At 74.5% G+C, this 15,058-nt stretch carries 18 protein-coding genes; 9 read left to right on the top strand and 9 right to left on the bottom strand.

Translation table 11 applies throughout. From position 1 onward, the window contains the following. Positions 1-147: 147 nt before the first annotated feature. Complete coding sequence (locus ACFPBZ_RS16300) at positions 148-402, top strand: hypothetical protein (RefSeq protein WP_378037127.1); 255 nt, start codon at positions 148-150, stop codon at positions 400-402. A 24-nt stretch (positions 403-426) separates the two neighbouring features. On the opposite strand, the gene ACFPBZ_RS16295 is transcribed toward ACFPBZ_RS16300, so the two are convergent. Together ACFPBZ_RS16295 and ACFPBZ_RS16290 are read right to left on the bottom strand one after the other, a co-directional pair. After that, positions 427-1,365 carry a DUF808 domain-containing protein gene (locus tag ACFPBZ_RS16295; protein WP_378037126.1) on the bottom strand — a complete coding sequence of 313 codons (939 nt, stop codon included), beginning with the start codon at positions 1,363-1,365 and terminating at the stop codon, positions 427-429. Positions 1,366-1,428: 63 nt separating this feature from the next. Further along, entirely contained in the window at positions 1,429-2,223 is a 795-nt protein-coding gene (locus ACFPBZ_RS16290) for an MOSC domain-containing protein (RefSeq protein ID WP_378037125.1), read from the bottom strand. Positions 2,224-2,242: 19 nt separating this feature from the next. Between ACFPBZ_RS16290 and ACFPBZ_RS16285 the strand changes: the two genes are divergently transcribed. Next, a complete protein-coding gene (locus tag ACFPBZ_RS16285; RefSeq protein WP_378037124.1) occupies positions 2,243-3,025 on the top strand; it encodes an aldo/keto reductase in 783 nt (260 codons plus the stop codon). A gap of 1 nt (position 3,026) precedes the next feature. On the opposite strand, the gene ACFPBZ_RS16280 is transcribed toward ACFPBZ_RS16285, so the two are convergent. After that, positions 3,027-4,121 (bottom strand): flavin-containing monooxygenase, encoded by a 1,095-nt coding sequence (locus ACFPBZ_RS16280; RefSeq protein WP_378037123.1) that lies wholly within the window; start codon positions 4,119-4,121, stop codon positions 3,027-3,029. A 69-nt stretch (positions 4,122-4,190) separates the two neighbouring features. Then, positions 4,191-5,039: a glucose 1-dehydrogenase gene (locus ACFPBZ_RS16275; RefSeq protein WP_378037122.1), complete on the bottom strand. Its 849-nt coding sequence runs from the start codon at positions 5,037-5,039 to the stop codon at positions 4,191-4,193. A 177-nt stretch (positions 5,040-5,216) separates the two neighbouring features. Here ACFPBZ_RS16275 and ACFPBZ_RS16270 point away from each other — a divergent pair, with 177 nt between their 5' ends. Together ACFPBZ_RS16270 and ACFPBZ_RS16265 are read left to right on the top strand one after the other, a co-directional pair. Beyond that, entirely contained in the window at positions 5,217-5,636 is a 420-nt protein-coding gene (locus ACFPBZ_RS16270; protein ID WP_378037121.1) for a YciI family protein, read from the top strand. Positions 5,637-5,666: 30 nt separating this feature from the next. Beyond that, positions 5,667-6,950 carry an RNA polymerase sigma factor gene (locus ACFPBZ_RS16265; protein WP_378037120.1) on the top strand — a complete coding sequence of 428 codons (1,284 nt, stop codon included), beginning with the start codon at positions 5,667-5,669 and terminating at the stop codon, positions 6,948-6,950. Between the two features lie 26 nt (positions 6,951-6,976). Here ACFPBZ_RS16265 and ACFPBZ_RS16260 read toward each other — a convergent pair whose 3' ends face one another. The 3 genes from ACFPBZ_RS16260 to fmdA all read right to left on the bottom strand — a co-directional run bounded on the left by ACFPBZ_RS16260 (position 6,977) and on the right by fmdA (position 9,987). Beyond that, entirely contained in the window at positions 6,977-7,261 is a 285-nt protein-coding gene (locus tag ACFPBZ_RS16260; RefSeq protein ID WP_378037119.1) for a transglycosylase family protein, read from the bottom strand. 423 nt (positions 7,262-7,684) lie between these two features. Then, complete coding sequence (locus tag ACFPBZ_RS16255) at positions 7,685-8,731, bottom strand: alpha/beta fold hydrolase (RefSeq protein WP_378037118.1); 1,047 nt, start codon at positions 8,729-8,731, stop codon at positions 7,685-7,687. A 5-nt stretch (positions 8,732-8,736) separates the two neighbouring features. After that, complete coding sequence (gene fmdA / locus ACFPBZ_RS16250; RefSeq protein WP_378037117.1) at positions 8,737-9,987, bottom strand: formamidase; 1,251 nt, start codon at positions 9,985-9,987, stop codon at positions 8,737-8,739. 191 nt (positions 9,988-10,178) lie between these two features. Between fmdA and ACFPBZ_RS16245 the strand changes: the two genes are divergently transcribed. From ACFPBZ_RS16245 to ACFPBZ_RS16235, 3 genes are read left to right on the top strand one after another with little or no spacing between them, the layout of a single operon-like run. Further along, positions 10,179-10,586, top strand: a complete 408-nt coding sequence (locus tag ACFPBZ_RS16245) for a YciI family protein (protein ID WP_378037116.1) — start codon at positions 10,179-10,181, stop codon at positions 10,584-10,586. Then, positions 10,583-11,719: an RNA polymerase sigma factor gene (locus ACFPBZ_RS16240; protein ID WP_378037115.1), complete on the top strand. Its 1,137-nt coding sequence runs from the start codon at positions 10,583-10,585 to the stop codon at positions 11,717-11,719. Before ACFPBZ_RS16245 ends, ACFPBZ_RS16240 begins: the two co-directional genes overlap by 4 nt. A 43-nt stretch (positions 11,720-11,762) precedes the next feature. Next, on the top strand, positions 11,763-12,026 hold the full coding sequence (locus tag ACFPBZ_RS16235; RefSeq protein WP_378037114.1) for a hypothetical protein: 264 nt from the start codon (positions 11,763-11,765) through the stop codon (positions 12,024-12,026). A gap of 64 nt (positions 12,027-12,090) precedes the next feature. On the opposite strand, the gene ACFPBZ_RS16230 is transcribed toward ACFPBZ_RS16235, so the two are convergent. Beyond that, the gene (locus ACFPBZ_RS16230) at positions 12,091-13,044 is read right to left on the bottom strand and encodes an EamA family transporter (protein WP_378037113.1); all 954 of its coding nucleotides are present in this window, start codon (positions 13,042-13,044) and stop codon (positions 12,091-12,093) included. 48 nt (positions 13,045-13,092) lie between these two features. Then, the gene (locus tag ACFPBZ_RS16225) at positions 13,093-14,142 is read right to left on the bottom strand and encodes an aldo/keto reductase (RefSeq protein WP_378037112.1); all 1,050 of its coding nucleotides are present in this window, start codon (positions 14,140-14,142) and stop codon (positions 13,093-13,095) included. Between the two features lie 98 nt (positions 14,143-14,240). On the opposite strand from ACFPBZ_RS16225, the gene ACFPBZ_RS16220 reads away from it, so the two are divergent. Together ACFPBZ_RS16220 and ACFPBZ_RS16215 are read left to right on the top strand one after the other, a co-directional pair. Continuing rightward, entirely contained in the window at positions 14,241-14,810 is a 570-nt protein-coding gene (locus ACFPBZ_RS16220) for a TetR/AcrR family transcriptional regulator (RefSeq protein WP_378037111.1), read from the top strand. Positions 14,811-14,877: 67 nt separating this feature from the next. Further along, a complete protein-coding gene (locus ACFPBZ_RS16215; RefSeq protein ID WP_378037110.1) occupies positions 14,878-15,054 on the top strand; it encodes a hypothetical protein in 177 nt (58 codons plus the stop codon). Positions 15,055-15,058 lie beyond the last annotated feature (4 nt).

The following is a 15,058-nucleotide window of genomic DNA, read 5'->3' as shown; positions in this document are numbered from 1 at the left end:
AAGCAGCGGCAGTGCCGCTCGCTCCGGGCGGGCCGTTCCCGACGAGCAGCGGCGCCGGTTGCGCCGGTTGCGGCACGCCGCGCGGTGGTTCGGCCCAACTTTCAACGAACACCGATCCGGTGCCGACCCGGGCGCGGAGACCCCGACGTGAACGCGACGCCCGACCCGGGCCCCGACCCCATGGCCGCCCTGCCGCTGCTGCGGGAGGCCGGGGTGAGCGTGTACTGGGAGCAGCTCGACGGGCGGACGGCGTGGGTCGCCGATCCCGACACGCGCGAGGTCTGGCTCTCCCGCGCCATCCCGCCCGCCTCCCTGCTGCACTACCTCATCGAGGCGCTGCAGGTGCTCTCCGACGCCGACCCGGCACCCCCCGCGCGGCCGGCGCTGCGGCTGGTCCGCTGACCCCGCCCGGTCCGGTCCGGTCCCTCAGGCGTGGGCGGCCTTGCGGCGCGGCCAGGGGATCACGTGGGCGACCGCGAGGATGATCCCGCCGACGACGGCCCCGATGATCGCCGAGGCCAGCGTGTTCACCAGCCAGCCGAGGAAGCCGCCGCCGACGAGCTCCTCGAGGTGGTGCACGAACTCGTAGACCGGGTGGAACCCGAGCTCGTCGACGCCCACCAGCAGGATGTGCCCGCCGACCCAGAGCATCGCCACGATCCCGACGTTCGACAGCGTCGCGAGCACGATCGGCATGGCCTTCACCAGCCCGCGCCCGAACGTCGAGATCGCCCCGGCGTCGCGCTTCGCCAGCGCGAGGCCCACGTCGTCCATCTTCACGATGAGCGCGACGACGCCGTAGACGAGCGCGGTGATCGCCAGGGCGACCACCGCCAGGATGATCGCCCGGGAGACGAGGCCCTCGGAGGCCACCTCGTTCAGCGCGATGACCATGATCTCGGCCGAGAGGATGAAGTCGGTCCGCACCGCGGAGGAGACGACCTTCTTCTCGCGCTCGGCGGGGTCGCTCGCCGCGTCCTCCTCGCGCTCCTCGGCCGCCTCCTCGTGCCCCGTGATCTTCTCCCAGACCTTCTCGGCGCCCTCGTAGGCGAGGTAGCAGCCGCCGAGCATGAGGATCGGGGTGAGCAGCCAGGGCGCGAACTGGCTGAGCAGCAGCGCCAGCGGCAGGATGATCGCGATCTTGTTGATCAGCGAGCCGCGGGCGATCCGGCCGATGATCGACAGCTCGCGCTTCGGCTCGAGGCCCTGCACGTAGCGGGGGGTGACGGCGGCGTCGTCGACCACCACGCCGGCGGCCTTCGCGCTCGCCCGCCCGGCCGCGCCCGCGACGTCGTCGAGCGAGGCCGTCGTCAGCCGGACGAGCGCCGCGACGTCGTCGAACAGCGCGAAGAGGCCGGCGCTCACCGGGTCACCACCGTCAGCATGACGGGGAGCTTATGTCCCGATCGCCCCGTATCGGGCTGGGCCTCAGGCGACCGTGACCGGATCGCCGACCCGGACGGTGCCCGGGCGGACCACCTCGGCGTAGGCGCCGGCGCAGGGCAGCACCCCGAATCCGGGGACCTCGCGGCGGTTCTCGGTGAGCAGCGGCGTGAGTGCCTTCTTGTTCGCCGGCAGGTCGCCGTGCTCGAGGGTGGGCACGGCGCAGCGGGGGGTGGGCAGGGTGAGGCGCAGGACCACCTCGCCGACGGTGAGCTCGCGGCCGATCCAGCCGTTCTCGACGAAGGGCTCGACGTCGCCGGAGAGGACGAGGTTGGGCCGGTAGCGCGCGGCCTCGATCCCGAGGTGCTCCAGGGTCGCGGTGGTGATCAGGTGGATCGGGGAGTGGTCGACGAACGTGTCGCCCGCGGTTCCCTGCGAGATCTCCAGGGTGGGGGCCTCGATCTCGGCCTCGACGCCCCGCGCGATCACGTCCTCGGGGTCGGGCCGCTCCACCTGCGACCCGACGGTGCGCACCGCGCTGATCGCCACGTCGCGCCCCAGGTCGGCGGTGAGGACCTCGACGAGGCGGGGGTCGTCGGCGTCGAGGACGTCGCCGTCGGGGGTGGTGACCCGCACCGACCCGCCGTCGGCCGCCGCGGAGTACTGCAGCAGCCGCCGCCACAGGCGCGGGTGCTTCGCGCTGGCGACGTAGCCGGTGGTCGGGTCGACCAGCGCGTGCCACCGGTCGCGCTCGAGGCCGGTCTCGCCGACGGCGGCCTCGTCGAGCAGCTGGCCGAGCATGGACTTCACGGGGTAGCGGGTCAGCGCCGACACCTTCATGGACGCCATCATCGCTGGCGTGGCCGATCTGCGCGTGACGTTGAACGACGGGTCCCCGATCCCGCAGCTCGGGTTCGGCGTCTACCACGTGCCGCCGCCGGACACGGCCCGCGTGGTGCGCACCGCCCTCGGGCTCGGGTACCGCCACGTCGACACCGCGCAGGGCTACGGCAACGAGGCGCAGGTGGGGGAGGGGCTGCGGGCCTCGGGAGTGCCGCGGGAGGACGTCTGGATCACGACGAAGCTCGACGACGGCCGCCACGGGTACGACGAGGCCCGCGCGGCCCTCGCGGAGAGCCTGGACCGGCTCGGTACCGACTACGTCGACCTGTTCCTCATCCACCGGCCGAAGGGCGCCGACGTCGAGACCTGGCGGGCGATGTGCGCGCTGCGCGACGAGGGCCGGGTGCGCTCGATCGGGCTGTCGAACTTCTCCCGCCGCGGGGTCCGCGAGCTCGTCGACGCCACCGGCGTGGTGCCCGCCGTGCACCAGATCCGGGTCAACCCGCGCACCCCGCACCGCGCGATGCAGCGCTTCCACCGGCGTCGCGGGATCGTCACCGAGTCGTGGGGCCCGCTGCGCGAGGGCCGTCTCGTCGCGCACCCGACGGCGCGCCGGGTCGCCGAGCGGGTCGGCGCCACCCCGGCGCAGGTGATCCTGCGCTGGCACCTGCAGCGCGGGCTCGTCGTGTTCCCGAAGTCGTCGGACCCCGGGCGGCTGGCCGAGAACCTCGGGGCGCTCGACGTCGAGCTCTCCCGCCGCGACCTCGCCGCGATCGACCGGATGCGCCGCCGGCCGTAGATCAGCCGGCGATCGCTTCGACCGTCTCCCGCACCTGGGCGAGCAGGTCGAACGAGTGCGTCAGCCCGTCGACGGGCGCGACGACGTGGTGCAGGCCCGGGGCGTCCGGGGCGACGCCCAGCCGGGTGAGGGCCGGCGGGCCCGCGTCGAACTCGTCGGTCACCACCAGGACGTCCAGCCCGACGACGCCGCCGCGCACCGCCAGCCCGTCGGCGACCACCCGCACGTCGGCGCGCTCCACGAGGTCGACGTCCCCCCGCGCGAACAGCTCGAGCCAGTTGTCGTCGCGCACGGGCCGGGCGCCGGCGCCGTCGGGGACCAGCAGGCGCACGAGCCGGTCGTCGGCCAGTCGGGCCCGCATGGCGGCCCGGTCGGGTGCGGGAGGCGCATCGTCGGGCGGGGCGTCGCGCAGAGTCTCGAACCCGGCCTTGTAGGCGTCGCGCTCCATCCAGCCGTAGACCGGGTTGTCGCGGGGCACCACGTCGCGCGGGCCGTCGGCGACCACCGTCAGGTGCGCGACCTGCTCGACGACCGTCGGGGCCAGCTGGATCGCCGCCGCCGTGGTCCCGACGAGGCCGACCCGTCGCCCCGTGAGGTCGTGGGTGTCCTCCCGCCAGTCGGCGGTGCGCAGGACCTCGCCGGCGAACGCGGAGACGTCGAGGTCGGGCTCCACCGGCAGCCGCCCGGTGCAGGCGACGAGGTGGCGGGCCCTCAGCACGTCGCCGCGCTCCGTGTGCAGCGTCCACGCGCCGTCGTCGTGCCGGGCCCCGACGACGCGGGTGGCGAGCGAGAGGTGTCGACGCAGGTCGAGCCGGTCGGCGGCGAAGCGCAGCCAGCGCTGCACCTCGTAGCCCGCCGGGTGGCGCTCGCTCCATCCCCAGTCGCGGAAGAGCTGCTCGGCGAAGAAGTACTGGTAGAGGTGGCCCTCGGAGTCGAGGTGCGAGCCCGGGTACGCGTGCCACCACCACGTCCCGCCGACGTTCGCCGCCGCGTCGACCCCGTGGACGCGCAGGCCGCGCTCCCGGAGCAGGTGCAGCGCGGCGAGACCGGAGAACCCGGCCCCCACGACGACGGCGTCGAGCACGTCGGGGGTCATCGGCGGCCTCCGGGGCGGGCGGGTGAGATCCCCATCCTGGCCCGCCCCGGCGGTCGTCGGGAAGATCGCCTAGAGGATCGGCATGCCGCCGGTCACCGCGATGCGGGCCCCCGAGACGTAGCTCGACTCGTCGGAGGCGAGCATGACGTAGACCGGCGCGAGCTCGGCGGGCTGTCCCGGGCGACCCAGCGGCGTGCCCGCCCCGAACTGCTCGACCTCCTCCGGCTCCATCGTCGCCGGGATCAGCGGGGTCCAGATCGGGCCCGGGGCCACGCTGTTGGCGCGAATGCCCTTCGGCCCGTACTGCTGGGCCAGCGCGGCGGTGAAGTTCGCGATGCCGGCCTTCGTGGCGTCGTAGGCGATCAGCTGGGGCGGCGGCTGGTCGGAGTTCACCGAGGTGGTGTTGATGATCGAGCCCCCGGCCTGCATGTGCGGCAGGGCCGCCTTCGTCACGTGGAACAGGGCGTCGAGGTTGACCGCGATCGTCTGGTCCCACTCCTCGTCGGGGACGTCCTCGAGGGTGGGGCGGCTCATCTGGAACGCGGCGTTGTTGACGAGCACGTCGATGCGGCCGAACTCGGACACCGCGCGGTCGACGATCTCGCGGCAGTGCGCGGGGTCGGCGAGGTCGCCGGGGACGAGCACGGCCGTGCGGCCCGCGTCCTCGATCCACCCGGCGGTGGCCCGCGCGTCCTCCTCCTCGGCGGGGAGGTACCCGATGAGGACGTCGGCGCCCTCGCGGGCGAACGCGATCGCGACGGCCCGCCCGATCCCGCTGTCGCCGCCGGTGATCACGGTGGCCTTGCCCTCGAGCCGGCCGGAGCCGCGGTAGCTCTGCTCCCCGTGGTCGGCCTGGGGGTCGAGTCCCGCCTCGAAGCCGGGGTGCTCCTGGCTCTGGGCGGGCTGCGGGTTCGACATGCGGAGGGTGCTCCCTGGTGTTCGACGACGGGTCGCGGCGGATTGCCGGAGCCACCCCGTGCCGAAACGGCGTGGGCCGCCGACCGGTTTCCGCCGGACGCGTCGATCCGCGGCGTCCCCGTTCGACCCGTGGGTGAGAGGGTCCGACGAGGACCCTGACCGACCCGGGGAGACACCGTGAAGTACATGCTGATCATGCGCGCGACCGACGAGGGCTGGGCCTCGGTGGCGGACGTCGACATGGACCACATGCTCGAGGTCATGGGCCGGTTCCACGATGAGCTGGTCCGGGCCGGCGTGCTGCTCGCCATGGAGGGACTCGACGACCCGGCCGACACCGTGGTCGTCGACCACTCGTCGGAGCCGCCGGTGGTGACCGACGGGCCCTACGGCGAGACCAAGGAGCTCTTCGGCGGCTTCTACCTCCTCGAGGTGGCGTCGAAGGAGGAGGCCGTCGAGTGGGCGAAGCGGGCGCCCGGCGTCGGCGCGGGTTTCATGACCGAGATCCGGCGGGTCTCGAGCATCGACGAGTTCCCGCAGGACAACGAGTGGGTGCAGAAGGAGCGGGCGTGGCGCGAGGCCACCGGTCAGCTCTGAGCCCGCCGGATCGGGGCGCGGAGACCGGGCATGGACCCCACCGGTCGTGAGGCCGTCGCCGCGGTGTGGCGCATCGAGTCCGCCCGGATCGTCGGGGCCCTCGCGCGCTACACCGGCGACGTCGCGCTCGCCGAGGACCTCGCCCAGGAGGCGCTGGCCGAGGCGCTCGTGCACTGGCCGCGGGAGGGCGTGCCCGGGAATCCGGCCGGGTGGCTGCTGACGGTGGGGCGCCGCCGCGCGATCGACGCGTTCCGCCGCCGCTCCGCGCTCGACGACCGCTACGCCGCCCTCGCCCGCGACCTGGGCGAGGGCGGTGTCGCCACCGGTGGCGGCTCCGCCGACCCGGCCCGCGACGCCGGCGCGGTCCTGTGGGACCCGGACCGCATCGACGACGACGTCCTCGCCCTGATCTTCACGGCGTGCCACCCCGTGCTCTCCCGGGAGGCCCGGGTGGCGCTCACCCTCCGCGTGGTCGGCGGCCTGACCAGCGACGAGATCGCCTCGGCGTTCCTCGTCCCGACGGCCACGGTCCAGGCCCGGATCACGCGGGCGAAGAAGACCCTCGCGGCGGCCCGGGTGCCGTTCGCGGTCCCGCCGGCGGGGGAGCGGACCGAACGGCTCGGCTCGGTGCTCGGCGTGGTGTACGTCGTCTTCACCGAGGGCGCGTCGGCGAGCTCCGGCGACCGCGTGATCCGCTTCGACCTGGCGGGAGAGGCCCAGCGGCTCGCGCGGGTGCTGGCCCGGCTCGTGCCCGACGAGCCGGAGGTGCACGGCCTGGTGGCCCTGCTCGAGCTCACCGCGGCGCGCTTCCCCGCCCGCACCGGGCCGGACGGCGCCCCCGTCCTGCTCGAGGACCAGGACCGCCGCCGGTGGGACCGCGCCGCGATCCGGCGCGGGCGGGCGGCGCTGGCCCGCGCGACGGCCGTCGGCCGGGGCCTGGGCGCCTATGGGCTGCAGGCGGCGATCGCCGAGCAGCACGCGATCGCGGCGTCGGTCAGCGCGACCGACTGGGACCGGATCGTGCTCCTCTACGAGGCCCTCGGGCAGCTCGCGCCGTCGCCGGTGGTCGACCTCAACCGGGCGGTGGCGGTGTCGATGGCGCAGGGCCCCGCCGCCGCGCTCCCGATCGTCGACGAGCTGGTGGCCGCCGGTGCGCTGGCGCACTCCCACCTGCTGCCCGCGGTCCGCGGGGAGCTCCTCTCCCGCCTCGACCGGCGCTCCGAGGCCCGCACCGAGCTGCGCGCCGCCGCCGACCGCTGCGGCAACGAGCGCGAGCGGGCCCTGCTCGAACGCAAGATCGACGCTCTCGGCTGACGGCGGGTCGAGCCCGCCCGCATCGGTCAGCCCGGGGTGATCCCCTCGGCGCAGCCGGACCACGCGTCCCAGCCCTGCTCGGCCCGGACCCGGTCCCCGACGACGATCTGCTGCTCCCGGCTGGCCCGGTCGGCCTGCGGCGCGAACTCGCCGCCCCCGTAGGCGGCCCACGTCCGGGGATTCAGCTGCAGCCCACCGTGGCGCCCGTTGCCGGTGTCGGCGTGCCAGTCCCCGCCGGTCTCGCACTGCGCGATCCCGTCCCAGGGGCCCGGCGGGACGGCGGGCACGGGCGGCGGCGCGGGGAACCTCACGGGCACGGCCCCGGGAGGCGGTACGGGTGCCCCGGGAGGCGGTACCGGTGCCCCGGGCGGCGGTGCGGGGGGCGCGGCCGGTGCTGCCGCAGGCGCCCCGGGGGGCGGCGGGGGCGGGACCGGCTGGGCGGGGTCGGCACCGGCCGTGCCGACGCCGGTTGCTCCGACGGTCAGGGCGGCGACGACACCGAGGCGCGCGGCGGCGCGACCGAGGGAGCGTTCGAGGTCGAGGGGCGACACGGGTGGTCCCGTCCTGGACGTCCGGGCCGTCGTGTGCGGCGACCCCGCCCGTCCGCGTCTCGTCGAGCACCCCGCGGGGACCGTCGGGCGGTGGGGACGTGGTCGATCCCGGGTGCATCGTGTCCACGGGGGTCCCCGGACGTGACGTCGCCGACACGTCCGGGGCGCACCCGACCCCGACGATCACGCGGTGGTGTTCCCCTCCGCGGCGAGCACCTCCCGGATCCCGCGGTCGATGAACGCGACGTCCTCGGGGTTGGCGCCCCCGCCCGCGAAGTGGCCCCACACCCCGGGGATCACGCGCACCTCGCCGCGCGGGATGTGCTGCGAGGCCCACTGCTCGTCCTCGGGCGGGAAGTACAGGTCCTTCTCCGCGGGCATCGCGAGCAGCGGGCACCGGATCGAGCTCAGCGCGGCGACGGTGTCCCCGCCGAAGCCCGGGGTCTGCCCGACGTCGCCGTGCTGCCACGTCCACGCCATCGCGAGCAGGTTGTTGGGGTCGCGCTCGTCGAGCCAGAAGCCCTCCCAGAACCCGACGAGGAAGTCCTCCAGCGAGGAGAACCCGAGGCGGCGCCACTCCTCCTGCCAGTAGAACGCCTGCGAGAACCCCCACCCGGCGTAGACCCGGGCGAAGGCGCGGAGGCCCTTGGTGGGCCGGGCGTCGTCGCGGTACCAGCCCTCGGCGAACGCGGCATCGGCGCGCAGGGCGGCCGCGATCGACTCGAGGAAGACCTGGTTGTGCGGGCTGGTGACGCTCGACCCGCAGAACGGGACCGCCCGCTGCACCATCTCCGGGTGGCTGACCGCCCACTGGTAGGTCTGCCCGGCGCCCATCGACCACCCCGTGACCAGGGGCAGCGTCGTGATCCCGAAGTGCTCGGTGACCAGTCGGTACTGGCACTCCACCTGGTCGTGGAAGGTGACGTGCGGGAACCGGGCACGGTCGTAGGGCGGCGGGGTGTTGCTCGGGGAGCTCGACAGCCCGTTGCCGAGCATGTTCGGCACGATGATGAAGTACTCGTCGGGGTTCAGGGCCTTGTCGGTCCCGATGAGCCACTCGTTGTCGGTGTGCCGCCCGGAGTACCAGGTCGGGTAGACGATCGCGTTGGACTTGTCGGCGTTCAGCGTCCCGTAGGTCTGGTACGCGAGGACCGCGTCGCGCAGCGTCGCGCCGTGCTGCAGGACGACGTCGCCGAGGTCGAAGAGCTGGTGGTCGGTGGGTGCGGGCACGGGGGTCAGCCTGCCGTCGCGCACTGGCCGCGGTCGACGACGGTGGGCCCGTCGCCGTTCGGGCGGATGTCGAAGTCGAAGATCCCGGTGGGGACGTAGAGCGAGCAGCAGGCGTTGGGGATGTCGACGATGCCGCTCACCCGGCCCTCGATCGGCGCGGCGCAGAGGATGAGGTACGCCTGCTCGCCGGTGTAGCCGAACTGCGTGAGGTAGTCGATCGCGTGCAGGCAGGCCTGCTTGTAGGCGACCGTCGCGTCCATGTAGTGCTGGGTGCCGCCCTCGTCGACCGAGATGCCGATGAAGGAGACGAACTCGTCGTAGCGGGGCTCGTGCCGGCCGGGCTGGAAGATCGGCATGGTCGCCTTGTACTTGTCGACCCCGCCCTTGATGAGGTCGACGTACACGTCGACGTAGCCGCCCATCTCCACCGCGCCGCAGAAGCTGATCTCCCCGTCGCCCTGGGCGAAGTGCAGGTCGCCGATGGAGAACTTCGCGCCGGGCACGTAGACGGGGTAGAGCACGCGGGACCCGATGGACAGGTTCTTGATGTCGACGTTGCCGCCGTGCTCGCGCGGGGGCACGGTGCGCGCCGCCTCGCGCGCCGCGCTCTCGGCGTCGGTCCCGGTCATCGTCCCGAGCAGGGCGTGCTGGGGCAGCGGTGGCAGGGCCAGCGGCGGCACGCGGTCGGGGTCGGTGTCGATGAGGGCCTGCTCGCGGCGGTTCCACACGGCGAGCAGCTCCGCCGACGGGGCGCAGCCGGCGAGCCCGGCGTGGACGTTGGACGCGATCCGCACCCCGGGCAGGTGCCGGGAGGTGGCGTACTTGCCCTGGAAGTCCCAGACGGCCTTGCCCGGGTCGGGGAAGTGGTCGGTGAGGAAGCCGCCGCCGTTGCTCTTGGCGAAGATGCCGGTGTAGCCCCAGCCCTCGCCGGCCTGCGACCCGACGCCGGGTGCCGCGCTGTGCGCGGGGCCCAGGTCGAGGTAGTCGACCACCAGGAGATCGCCCGGCTCGGCGCCCTCGACGTGGATCGGGCCCGAGAGCATGTGGTTGTGGTCGAGGACCATGTCGCGGATGTCGTTCGCCGAGTCGTCGTTGCGGACCTGGCCGTCGGTCCAGTCCTTGCACTCGATGCGGAACACGTCGCCCGGGCGGACCGAGGCCGCCGCCGGGATGTCGGGGTGCCAGCGGTTGTGGCCCGGCACGTCCTGGTCGCGCATCGACTTCGCCTGGTCCACGCGGAACACGGTCTCCGGCACGTCGCCTCCTCGGTCGCTTCGGAGCACCCATCATGGGCGCGCGCGGCGCCCCGGCCCAGGATCGTTACCGGCGCGCGACCGGGTCCCGGGGCCGGAGGAAAAAGGTCGGCGGAGATGTCGAGACCGGGTCGTCGGCTCCGTCCCAGGGGCACGAGCGGCCACGAGGACCGCTCCGGACGAGGAGGACCACCATGAAGTACCTGCTGCTCAAGCACTACCGCGGCGCCCCGACCCCCGGCGGCAGCGACGTGCCGATGGACCGCTGGACGCCGGCAGAGGTCGACGCACACCTGCAGTACATCACCGACTTCGCGAACAAGCTGCAGAGCAACGGCGAGTTCGTCGACAGCCAGGCGCTCTCGTCCGAGGGGGCGTTCGTCCGCAACGACGGCGAGGGCCGGCCGCCGGTCACCGACGGGCCGTTCGCCGAGACCAAGGACCTCATCGCCGGTTGGATGATCATCGACGTCGAGTCGTGGGACCGGGCCGTCGAGCTGGCGGGGGAGCTGTCCGCGGCGCCCGGGGCGGGCGGCGAGCCGATCCGGGAGTGGCTCGAGGTGCGCCCGTTCCTCACCGGCGTCCCCACGGCCGACGGGTGAACCCCTCCCTGGTGCGGGACCTCGTTCCCGCGGTGATCGGCGTCCTCGTCCGGCGCGGCGCGGATTTCGCGTCGGCCGAGGACGCCGTGCAGGAGGCGCTGATCCGGGCGCTCGACGCGTGGCCCGACGACCCGCCGCGTGACGAGAAGGCGTGGCTGGTGGCCGTGGCGTGGCGGCGGTTCCTCGACGGCGCCCGGGCCGAGGCGTCGCGGCGCGACCGGGAGCTCGCCGTCGACCTCGAGCCGCCCGCCGGGACCGTCACGGGCGCCGACGACACGCTGCGGCTCTACTTCCTGTGCGCCCACCCGACGCTGCCGCCGGCGTCGGCCGTCGCGCTGACGCTGCGGGCGGTGGGGGGCCTGACGACGAGGCAGATCGCGGCCGCGTACCTCGTCCCCGAGGCGACGATGGCGCAACGGATCAGCCGGGCCAAGCGGCGGCTCGAGGGCCTGCCGCTCGACCGGCCCGGCGACCTCGCCACGGTGCTGCGGGTGCTGTACCTGGTGTTCAACGAGGGCTACGGCGGCGAGCTCGACCTGGCCGCGGAGGCGGTCCGGCTCGCCCGCCACGTCGTCGGGATGACCGACGACCCCGAGGCCGCGGGCCTGCTCGCGCTGATGCTCCTGCACCACGCGCGCCGCGCGTCCCGCACCCGCGCCGGCGGGCGGCTGGTGCCGCTCGCCGCGCAGGACCGGTCGCGCTGGGACACTGCGATGATCACCGAGGGGGTGGCGGTGCTGCAGGCCGCGCTGGGTCGCGACCGGCTCGGCGAGTACCAGGCGCAGGCCGCGATCGCCGCGCTGCACGCCGACGCCCCCTCGACGGCCGAGACCGACTGGCCGCAGATCGTCGAGTGGTACGACGAGCTCCTGGCGCTCACCGACAGCCCGGTGGTGCGGCTCAACCGCGCCGTCGCCGTGGGGGAGGCGGACGGACCGCAGGCCGGGCTGGCGGCGCTCGCCGGGGTCGACCCCGGCGTCCCCCGTCACGCCGCCGCCGCCGCCCACCTGCACGAACGCGCCGGGGACCGCGCCCGCGCGGCCGAGCTGTACGCCGAGGCCGCCGCGGTCGCGCCGAGCGTCCCGGAGCGCGATCACCTGACGCGGGAGGCGGCGCGGGTGCGGGCGCCCTAGTCTCGGCGACGACGATGTGGCGGGGCTCACGATGGAGGGTCGGATGACGGGATCGTGGCAGCCGGGAGATTCGGTGGCCGACCGGTGGTTGCTGGCGCTCGAGGCGGGGACGGTGACGCTCGACGAGACCGTCGCGGCGCTGGCGGAGCACGAATGGCCCGACGCGACGCCGGCCCGGACGAGCGTCGCCGACACGGAGCCGTTCCCGGAGGGGGGCTGGGTGCGGACGATGGACGCGGCGCACAGCGACGGCCGCATCACCGACGAGCAGTACAAGGCGATCTACGACGCGTGCCGGAAGCGTTAGACCTGCGCTCTCGTGCGTGCGTTTCCGTGCTCAGGCACGGAAACGCACGCACACAGGCGGAGCCTCACCCGGGCTCGGCCCAGCGGATGAGGGCGACCGCGGCGACGATGAGCACCCCGCCCGCGACCTGCGTGGGGGCCGGGCGTTGCGCGACCAGCCACCAGGCGCCGAGCACGGCGAAGAGCACCTCGCTCAGCCCGACGAACGAGGCCAGTTGCGACCCGAGCCGCCCCACGGCCGCGATGCCGGTGAGGTAGGCCAGCGTCGTCGACACCCCGGCGACCAGCGCGGCTCCCACCCACCACGGGGCGCTCCACCCGCCGAGGTCGATCGCCGCGCTCGTCGCCGTCAGGGGCAGCAGGCCCACGAGCCCGACGAGCACCACCACCGCGCTGCCCACGACCGTCCCGCCGGCGACGAGCACGATCGCCGTCGGCCCGCCCTCGTCGTCGTCGCCGTGGCCGGCGGCGGCCGAGAGCTGGAAGTAGGCCGCGAGGCAGACCGCGGCCGCCAGCCCCCACGCCACCCCGACGACGTCGACGGCCGCGCCCCGCGCGACGTCCAGGACGAGCACCAGCCCGACGACCGCCAGCGCCGCGCCCAGCAGCGTCGCCGGCCGGGGACGTGCCGCCGTCCGCGCCCAGATCCAGCCGAGCAGCAGCACCGGGGCGGTGTACTCGATCAGCAGCGCGACGCCGACCGAGAGCCGCTCGACCGCGCCGAAATAGCAGACCTGGGCCCCGGCCAGGGGAACGACGCCGTAGACGGCGACGGCGCGCAGGTGACCGGGGCGCGGCCGCCACCCGCGGGCCACGACGACCGCGAGCGGCACGGCGAGCAGGACCGCGGTGCCCGCGAGCCGGGCGAGCGCCACCGCGAGGGGCGACCACCCGGTGGCGAGCAGGGACGCGGCGAACGGCCCGGCCAGTCCGAACGAGAGCCCGGAGAGCAGGGCTATCGCGAGGCCCGGCGCGGTCCGGGTCGATCGCGGGTCGGCAGCGGCAGCGGGGAGGCCCACGTCCGGGGATCAGAACAGTCGCCGGGCCACCGGGCAAGCAGTCGTCGGTCAGGCCAGTGCCATCCCCGGGACCCGGGCGCGGACGGCCTCCAGTTCCGCCTCGTCGGAGACGCCCTGGAAGTCGTGGCGGGGCGTGTAGGGGGTCTCGAGGGCGCGGACGTCGTCGTCGGTGAGCTCGACCTGCAGGGACGCGACGGCGGAGTCGATCTGCTCGATGCTGCCGGCGCCGACCAGCGGAGCGGTGACGACGGGCTGTCGGCGCAGCCACGCCAGGGCGATCTGGGCCCGGCTCACGCCGTGGCGGTGTGCGACCGAGCCGACCGCGTCGACGATCCCGCGGTCGGCGTCCCGGGTGGCGGGGGAGTAGAGCAGGTCGGCGTAGTCGCCGTCGGTCTCGGCCCGCGCGGTGGACCGGGCGTCGTCCCACGCGCGGGCGAGGCGACCGCGGGCCAGCGGGCTCCAGACGACGGTGCCGACACCCTCGTCCAGGCACAGGGGGATCATCTCTCGCTCCTCCTCGCGGGCGAGCAGGTTGTAGTGGTCCTGCATCGACACGAACCGGGCCCAGCCGTGGCGCTCCTGCAGGTGCAGCGCCTTGGCGAACTCCCAGGCGTGCATCGACGACGCCCCGAGGTAGCGCACCTTGCCCGCCCGGACGAGGTCGTCGAGGGCTTCGAGCGTCTCCTCCAGCGGTGTCCCGTGGTCGTTGCGGTGCACCTGGTAGAGGTCGATGTAGTCGGTCCCGAGCCGGGTGAGGCTGTGGTCGACCTCGGTCATGACCGCCTTGCGCGACAGGCCCCGACCGTTGGGGCCGGGCCGCATCGGGTGGCGCAGCTTGGTCGCGATGACGACCGCGTCGCGGTCGGCGAAGTCGCGGAGGGCCCGGCCGAGGATCTCCTCGCTGGAGCCGTTCGAGTACATGTTCGCGGTGTCGAAGAAGTTGATCCCCGCGGCGAGGGCGTGCTCGATCAGCGGCCGGGCCGCCTGCTCGCCGAGGGACCACACCGGGTGTCCACGGTCGGGCTCGCCGTAGCTCATCGCCCCGATCGCGATCGGCGAGACGTCGAGGCCCGTCGAGCCGAGTTTCACGTAGTCCATTGCCGGGCCTCCGGGGCTCGTGGTCGGATGAAGCGGAGAATTCTCCGCTGCGACGAGGACGTTACCGGAGAACTCTCCGTTTGGTCGAGAGGAGGGACATGCCCGAGCGACGCCCGACGGAGCGCGCGGACGCGCGGCAGAACCGGGCGCGGATCCTCGAGGTCGCGGCGGCGGCGCTCGCCGAGGACGGCGAGGCGTCGCTGAACTCGGTCGCGAAGCGCGCCGGGATCGGGGCGGGGACGCTCTACCGCCACTTCCCGAACCGCGAGGCGCTGGTGCTGGCCGTCTACCGGGCGGAGGTGCAGCACCTGGTCGACCGGGTGCCCGGGCTGCTGGCCGCCGAGCCGCCCCCGGCCGCGCTGCGGTCCTGGTTCGCGCTGCTCGCGGGCCTGATCCGGCTCAAGCACGGGCTTGGCGAGGCCCTCACTCCCGCCAACCACGACGCCGCAACGGCCGAGGCGTACGGACCGGTCGTCGAGGCGATCCGCACGCTCCTCGCGGCGGGGGAGGTCGACGGGAGTCTGCGTCCGGGCCTCGACCCGGACGACGTCCTGCTGCTCATGGGCGCGGTCTGGCGGACCCCGGCCGGGGACGCCGGCCGGGAGCAGGCGGAGCGGCTCCTGGACCTGGTGGTGGGGAGCCTGCGGCCGGACTCCCGCGGCGCGTGACCGGGGCGGCTCGTCCGCGTCGTCGCGACCTGACGTCGACCGACGTCGGCGCTCCTATCCTGGCGGCATGACGGCGTTCGGTGGCATCTTCCGCGCTCCCAAGCTCGAGGGGGTCGAGGACTCCGACGAGAACGGTGAGCGCGGCCGCGTGGTCGGGCTCGACCTGGAGTCCGGCGTCGTCCGGGTGCGGGCCGCGCGTGCCGAGAAGGCCGACGACGAGGAGTCGGACGCGGCGACCGGATGACGTC

This window comes from Actinomycetospora atypica (assembly GCF_042653685.1).
Lineage (GTDB): Bacteria > Actinomycetota > Actinomycetes > Mycobacteriales > Pseudonocardiaceae > Actinomycetospora > Actinomycetospora atypica.
The sequence above is the reverse complement of the archived record's forward strand: the minus strand, read 5'-3'. Positions and strand labels throughout refer to the sequence as shown.

What these genes read in the sequence shown, in the direction of transcription:
- ACFPBZ_RS16290 (WP_378037125.1), bottom strand. Translation starts at nt 2,223, where the DNA reads ATGAAGGTGTCGGCGCTGACCCGCTACCCCGTGAAGTCCATGCTCGGC.
- ACFPBZ_RS16280 (WP_378037123.1), bottom strand. Translation starts at nt 4,121, where the DNA reads ATGACCCCCGACGTGCTCGACGCCGTCGTCGTGGGGGCCGGGTTCTCC.
- ACFPBZ_RS16275 (WP_378037122.1), bottom strand. Translation starts at nt 5,039, where the DNA reads ATGTCGAACCCGCAGCCCGCCCAGAGCCAGGAGCACCCCGGCTTCGAG.
- ACFPBZ_RS16265 (WP_378037120.1), top strand. Translation starts at nt 5,667, where the DNA reads ATGGACCCCACCGGTCGTGAGGCCGTCGCCGCGGTGTGGCGCATCGAG.
- ACFPBZ_RS16245 (WP_378037116.1), top strand. Translation starts at nt 10,179, where the DNA reads ATGAAGTACCTGCTGCTCAAGCACTACCGCGGCGCCCCGACCCCCGGC.
- ACFPBZ_RS16235 (WP_378037114.1), top strand. Translation starts at nt 11,763, where the DNA reads ATGACGGGATCGTGGCAGCCGGGAGATTCGGTGGCCGACCGGTGGTTG.
- ACFPBZ_RS16225 (WP_378037112.1), bottom strand. Translation starts at nt 14,142, where the DNA reads ATGGACTACGTGAAACTCGGCTCGACGGGCCTCGACGTCTCGCCGATC.
- ACFPBZ_RS16220 (WP_378037111.1), top strand. Translation starts at nt 14,241, where the DNA reads ATGCCCGAGCGACGCCCGACGGAGCGCGCGGACGCGCGGCAGAACCGG.
- ACFPBZ_RS16215 (WP_378037110.1), top strand. Translation starts at nt 14,878, where the DNA reads ATGACGGCGTTCGGTGGCATCTTCCGCGCTCCCAAGCTCGAGGGGGTC.